The sequence below is a fragment of the Kitasatospora sp. NPDC127035 genome (genome assembly GCF_042726075.1).
Classification (GTDB): domain Bacteria; phylum Actinomycetota; class Actinomycetes; order Streptomycetales; family Streptomycetaceae; genus Kitasatospora.
The window spans coordinates 22,471-28,714 of the sequence record NZ_JBHXDN010000097.1 but is presented as its reverse complement, the minus strand read 5'-3'; the positions used below and the strand labels follow the sequence as shown (position 1 = coordinate 28,714).

The following is a 6,244-nucleotide window of genomic DNA, read 5'->3' as shown; positions in this document are numbered from 1 at the left end:
CAGACCCAACCGACCGTCCATCGCCGCCAGGAAACCCGCGAACGCCCCGTGCGACACCACCACACCCTTCGGACGCCCCGTCGAACCCGACGTGTGAATCACATACGCCGCCCCCTCCGGATCCACCGGCACGCCACCGAACGGCTCGGCGGACTCCGTCGCACGGACCGTCTCCGGATCGTCCAGCAGCAGCACCGGGACGCCCTCCGGCAGTACGGCCGCGCTCTCCCCCACCGCGACGGTGCAGACCGGCGACGCGTCCCCCACCATGAACGCCAGCCGCTCCGCCGGGAAGCCCGGATCCAACGGCAGATACCCCGCCCCCGACCGCAACACCGCCACCATCGCCACCACCAGGTCCACCGACCGCGGCAACGCCAACCCCACCCAACGACCCGGACCGGCCCCCCGACCCACCAACACCGACGCCAACCGCGCCGAACGCTCCCCCAACTCCCCGTACGTCAACGACTCCTCACCCACCACCAACGCCACCGCACCCGGCGCCTCCCGCACCCACCCCTCGAACCGCTCCACCACCGAACCCACCACCGGAACCACACCCACCGCGTCCGGGAGCGCGAGGGCCTCGCGGCGCCGCTCGGCGCTCAGCAGCGGTATCCGCCCCACGGGCAGCCCGGGCTCCTCGACGGCGGCGAGCGCGCGCAGGAGGGTCAGGAACTCGGCGCACCGGTCCGCGAGTTCGTCCTCCCGGTAGGTCCGGGGGTTGGCATCCAGCTCGAACCGGACCAGGTTGCCGCCGTCCAGGTAGACGGAGAGGGTGAGGTCGTCCACCGGTCCGGCGGCGAGGTTGCGGGCGATGCCGGGGGCACCGTCGAAGTCGAGCTGGTAGTCGAACGCCTTGATGTTGACCATCGGGCCGAACACGCCGTGGCGGCGCCCGGCCGGGTCGAGGTCGCGCCGGATCTCCTCGGCGCGGTGGTTCTGGTGCCGTCGTAGGTCACGCACCCTGCGGACGACCTGCGACACCAGGTCGCCGAAGGCCGTACCGGGCGCGACGGAGAGCCGCAACGGCAGGACGTTCACCTTCATCGCGGGCACGGTGAGCGCCACCGAGCCGAGCCGCGTCATCGCGGGCATGGCCAGCAGGACGTCCCTGGTGCCGGTCATCCGGTGCAGGTAGCCGGCGAACGCGGCGGTGACCACGTCCGCCCAGGTGGCACGGGCGGCGCGGGCGAGGTCGAGCAGCCCGGTGCTCTCCTCGGCGGTCAGGGTGGCACCGGTGCGCAGGAAGTGCGGGGCGGCCGGGTGGCCGACGCCTGCCAGCGGCGCGGGCTCGGGGCCGTCCGCCAGCTGCTCCGCCCAGTAGGCGCGGTCGGCGGCGCTGCGGGCGGAGTCCCGGTACTCGGCCTCCTCGGCGAGCAGGTCGGCCAGGCGGCCGGGCGCCGCGGGCGGCGGTTCCACGCCGCGGGACAGCGCGGTGTGCAGTTCGGCGGTGCGCCGGGCGAGCAGGGTGAAACCGTAGGCGTCGAGGGCGATGTGGTGGACGCGCTGGTACCAGAGCACCCGGTCCTCGGCGACGGTGTACAGGGCGTAGGCGAAGAGCCGGTCCGCGGCCGGGTCCACCGGGCGGGAGAGGTCCGCCCGCATCAGCTCCAGGGCGGTGGCCTCCGGGTCGGCCTCCGCCCGCAGATCGGCCAGGTCGAGCGGCCAGTCGGCCCGCGGGGCGGGCTCCTGGTAGGGAACGCCGTCCTCCTCGCCGAAGCGCATCCCGAGCACCTCGGCCTCGGCGACCGCGCGGCGCAGCGCCGTCTCGAAGACCTCCTGGTCGAACCGCCCCCGGATCTCGACGTACTGGCCCACGTTGTACGCGGTGTTGCCGGGTTCGAGTCGCTGCCCGTACCAGACTCCGGACTGGGCTCCGGTGAGCGGGAGGCGGCTCTGGGGGCGGTCGTTCATGGCTGTCGTGCTCCTGGTTCGGGGGCGGGGCGGGCGGGTCCGGCCGGTTCGGGTACCGGCCGGACCGGTGCCGGGTCAGAGCGTCTTGAGGATCTGTTCCAGCTGGTCGAGGATCCGGCCGGCCTCGGGGTAGCGGCTGGTGAAGAACGCCGGCACGGGGTGGACCTGCTGGGCCTTGGCCGCCTTGAGCGACTTCCAGTTGGTCTGGTTCATCAGGTCGGTGGTCTCGGCGGACGGCTTGGTGCCCGGCTCGTCGCCGTCGACGAGGATCACGTCGGCGCCGTCGAGCTTGCCGATCTCCTCGTACGAGAGGTCGGCCCAGGCGTCCTCGAAGCCCACGCCCGGCAGCGCGGCGAACCTGCCGCCCACGTCCTTGAGGACCAGGCCGAGCCAGGACTTGCCGTCGTAGGCGGAGAACTTGCCGGACTCACCGGAGTTGACGATCGCCCAGTTCGTCCTCGCCAGCTTGTCGGCGTAGGCCGTCTTGATCCGGGCGGCCTTGTCCTCGTACTCCTTCTTCACCTTGAGGCCGGCCTCCGGCCGGCCGGCGGCGTCCGTCACCTTGAGGGTGGTGGCGAGCAGCTCGTCCGGGTTGCCGATGCCGAAGGAGACCACCGGGGCGATCGGCTTGAGCTTGTCGATCTGGAACTGGACCCGCTTGGGCGCGGAGATGATGATCAGGTCGGGGGTGAGCGAGGCGATCTTCTCGAAGTTCAGCTCGTTCCCCTCGCCGACCAGGGGGATCTCCTTGACCTTGGCCTTCTGCTCGGCGGAGAGCGCGGCGTCGTCGATCGAGGTGACGCCGACCATCGGGATGCCGGAGTCCAGCAGCCAGGCGGCGGCGTAGGAGAGGCCGATGATCCGCTTGGGCTTCGCGGGGACGGTCACGTCACCGTCGGGCGTCGAGACGACGCGGGTGGCGTTCGACGACGCGGACGGGTCCCGGGAGTCGGAGGCGCTGCCGTCGGAGCTGGTGGTGCAGGCCGCGGCGGCGGCGATCAGGACGGTGGTGAGAAGGGCGGCGAGCACCCCACGCGGCCCGCGGGCGCGCGTGTCTCTGCGCCGGTTGTGGTCGGGGCTTGCGATCTGACGGGTCACCTGTGGTGCCTTTCCGGTTTCTTCGGGGTGGGGCGGCCGGCCGTGCGGGGCACGGGGCCGCCGGTCTGGAGCCATCGGCGCAGGGGCCGGGTGGTCCGGGTCTGGGGGTCCGGGTCGGGTGGCCCGGGTCTGGGGGTCCGGGTCTGGGGGTCCGGGTCTGGGGGAGGTCGGAGCGGGAGGCCGGAGCCGGCGGGGTCAGGGGCTGGCCGGCGCCGTCGGGCGGCCCTCGCCCTGTTCGGTGTGGACCGGGTCGGTGCCGTGGACGGGGCCGGACGGGCCTGCGCCGTCCTCGTGGCCGTCGTGGCCGTCGTGGCCCTCGTCGTCCTCGCCGTCCTCCTCGTCGTCGTCGGGGAGCGTCGCCCGGCGCAGGCCCGGCACCGCGAGGGCGACCACGACCGCCGCCAGGGCGCACACGATGCCGTTCAGGAGCGCCGCCCCGCCCGGGTTGAACCAGCGGGCGAGCAGGGCCACTTCGGCCTCGCCGCCGATCTCGCCGGTGGTCTGCTCGGCGGTGACGACGCTGACCATCCGGCCCCGCAGGCGGTCCGGGGTGTGGTGCTGGAGCAGGGCGTAGTCGAGGATCGCGGCGACGGTGCCGGCCGCACCGGCCACCGCGAGCGCCAGGAAGGCCGGGACCACGGACGGGCTGAGGCCGAAACCGGCGACGGCCAGTCCGGTCACCAGGACGGACCCGATCAGCACCGTACCGGGGCGCTTGCTGCGGCCCACCCATCCGCTGGTGGCGGAGGCGATGACGGCGCCGACCGCCGGCGCGGTGTAGAGCAGGCCGAGCATCAGTTCGCCGCCGCCGAAGCGGGTGTCGACGAGCTCGGGGAAGAGCACCACGGGGACGCCGAACAGCGCCGTGGCGCCGCCCAGCAGGAGCAGGCCGCCGACCACCCGGTGCTTCACCGCGTAGCGCAGCGCGACCAGCGGCGATCCGTCGTCCGCGCCCGACCCGTCGTCCGGGTCGGCCTCGTGGCGGACGGGCGGCAGCGGACGGAGCCGGGTCACCAGCAGGGTGGTCAGCGCGGTGGTCGCGGCCGTGACGGCGAAGGCCGTGCCGGGACCGGACGCGGCGAGCAGCACGCCCCCGAGGAACGGCGCGGCGACCGAGCCGATCTCCGTGGTGAGGGACAGCAGGGCACCGGCCGCCGGGAGTTGGTCGCGCCGGACGAGCGTCGGTGCGACGGCCATCAGCGCGGTCACGCTGACGCCGGAGGCGAGGCCGTCCCAGGCGATGCAGAGGTAGATCGCCCAGAGGCTCGGTTCGGGGAGGAAGGCGTTGGCGGCGAGCCCGGCGAACGCGAGGGCCGCGGCGCCGCGCGCCAGGATGATCAGGCGCCGCCGGTCGGTGCGGTCCGCCAGGACGCCGCCGACCAGCGAACCGACCAGCACGCTGACGCTCATGACCATGCTGACCGCGGCGACGGTCAGGGTCGATCCGCTGAGGTCGTAGACCTGGGCCGCGAGGGCGACGGTGGCGATGCCGAGACCGAAGAGCGAGACGGTCCGGGCTATGAAGACCGCGCGGAAGTCGCGGCTCGCCCGTAGGGGGGCGGTGTCGATCAACAGGTCACGCAGGGACACTCAGAGGCTCCTGGGAGGACGGCACGGGTGACGGCGGCGCGGGGTCGCCGGTGGCTGGGCGGTGGAGGTCGGGCCGCGGTGTCGAGGGGTCGACGGCGGCGGGCCGGCGGGGCGGACACGGTCGAACCGGACGCTGTCCGGGTCCGATCAGGTCGGGGATCAGGTCGGGCTCGGGGTCGAAACGGGGCCGGGCTCGGGGTCGAAGCGGGGTCGGGGTCTGGGTCGGGGCGGGCCTACCGGGCCGCCCGGACCCGGTCGGCCGACCCGGCCCTGGGGCCGGCGGGCTTCAACAGCCGGCCCGGCGGGGGCGCGACCGCCCTCAGCAGCGGCCCGGTGGCGGCGGTGGTCAACAGGGCCATCAGCACGATCACCGTGTAGCCGGTCTCGCTCAGCACCCCGGCGGAGAGTCCCACCGAGGCGACCACCACCTCCACCGCACCGCGGCAGTTCAGGCCCACCGCGACGGCCAGACCCTGGCGTCGCGGGAGCCGGGCGAGCCGCGCCCCCCCGTACGCGCCGGCGACCTTGAAACAGACCGCCACCGCGAGATATCCGGCCGCCCAGAGCAGTGCCTCCGCACTGCTCAGGACGGTGAGGTCCATCCGCAGCCCTGCGACCGCGAAGAAGACCGGTGCCAGCAGGACGAGCGTGACCGGCTCCAACTGACCGCGCAGGCGCGGCCGGTAGTGCGGCGAGCGTCCGAGCAGAAGACCCGCCGCGAAGGCACCGAGCAGGCCGTCGGAGCCGACCGCGTCGGCGGCCACCGCGAGCACCAGGGCCAGGACGACGGCCACCAGGAGGTCCCCGGAGCCACCGGTCCCGGCCTCACCGGCCTCACCGGCCTCACCTTCCCTGCCGGTCCCGCCGGTCCCACCGGTCCCGCCGGGCAGCCGGTCCGACCGGCGCACCCGGGCCAGCGCGGCGTCGACCAGCCGCGGGGCGACCAGCACGAGGACCGCCGTCAGCAGGAGCAGGCCGGCCACCGGGGCCAGCAGCTCCCCCGCGTCACCGCCACCCGGTCCGGCGAGCACCGTCACCCCGGCGAGCGCCATCCACCCCACCGCGTCCGACACCAGCGCCACGGTGAGGATCATCTGACCGAAGTCGGCCTTGAGGAAGCCGAGTTCGGTCAGCACGCGGGCGACCACCGGGATCGACGAGATACTGAGGGAGACGGCGACCAGCAGCACGAACGACGGCCGGCTCGCGGCGCCCCCGGCGAACGAGTCCGGCAGCAGCAGCGCGAGACCCACCCCGGCCGCGAACGGGACCAGGACGGCCCCCGCGGCGATCATCAGCGCCGGGCGGCCCAGCCTGCGGATCACGCCGAGGTCGGTGTCCAGGCCGGTGAGCAACAGCAGGAAGGCCGCGCCGAGCCAGGCCACCGTGTTGATCGGCGCCCCCAGCAGGGTCTCACCGGGGACGAGCCGGTGCTCCCCGCCGGGCCAGAGCACCCCGAGGACGGAAGGGCCGAGCAGCACACCCGCCACCAGCTGGCCGATGACCGCGGGTTGACGCAGCCTGCGCGCGGCGGCACCGGCGAGGTGCGCCACGACGGTGATCACCAGCAGCTGCACCAGCATGGCCCATTGGGCCGCATGGCCGAGGGAGGGAAGGCCCACGGGTCTGCCGACCT

The 6,244-nt window shown here is 74.2% G+C and carries 4 protein-coding genes; all 4 read right to left on the bottom strand.

Translation table 11 applies throughout. From position 1 onward, the window contains the following. Positions 1–1,920 (bottom strand): condensation domain-containing protein (locus tag ACFWIC_RS38045; protein WP_380521569.1); only part of this gene is annotated, 1,920 nt, incomplete at its 3' end. A gap of 75 nt (positions 1,921–1,995) precedes the next feature. After that, complete coding sequence (locus ACFWIC_RS38040; RefSeq protein WP_380363833.1) at positions 1,996–3,018, bottom strand: ABC transporter substrate-binding protein; 1,023 nt, start codon at positions 3,016–3,018, stop codon at positions 1,996–1,998. A 195-nt stretch (positions 3,019–3,213) separates the two neighbouring features. Next, the gene (entS, locus tag ACFWIC_RS38035; protein ID WP_380521567.1) at positions 3,214–4,608 is read right to left on the bottom strand and encodes an enterobactin transporter EntS; all 1,395 of its coding nucleotides are present in this window, start codon (positions 4,606–4,608) and stop codon (positions 3,214–3,216) included. A gap of 233 nt (positions 4,609–4,841) precedes the next feature. Then, positions 4,842–6,230 (bottom strand): cation:proton antiporter, encoded by a 1,389-nt coding sequence (locus tag ACFWIC_RS38030; protein WP_380521565.1) that lies wholly within the window; start codon positions 6,228–6,230, stop codon positions 4,842–4,844. Between the last annotated feature and the right edge of the window lie 14 nt (positions 6,231–6,244).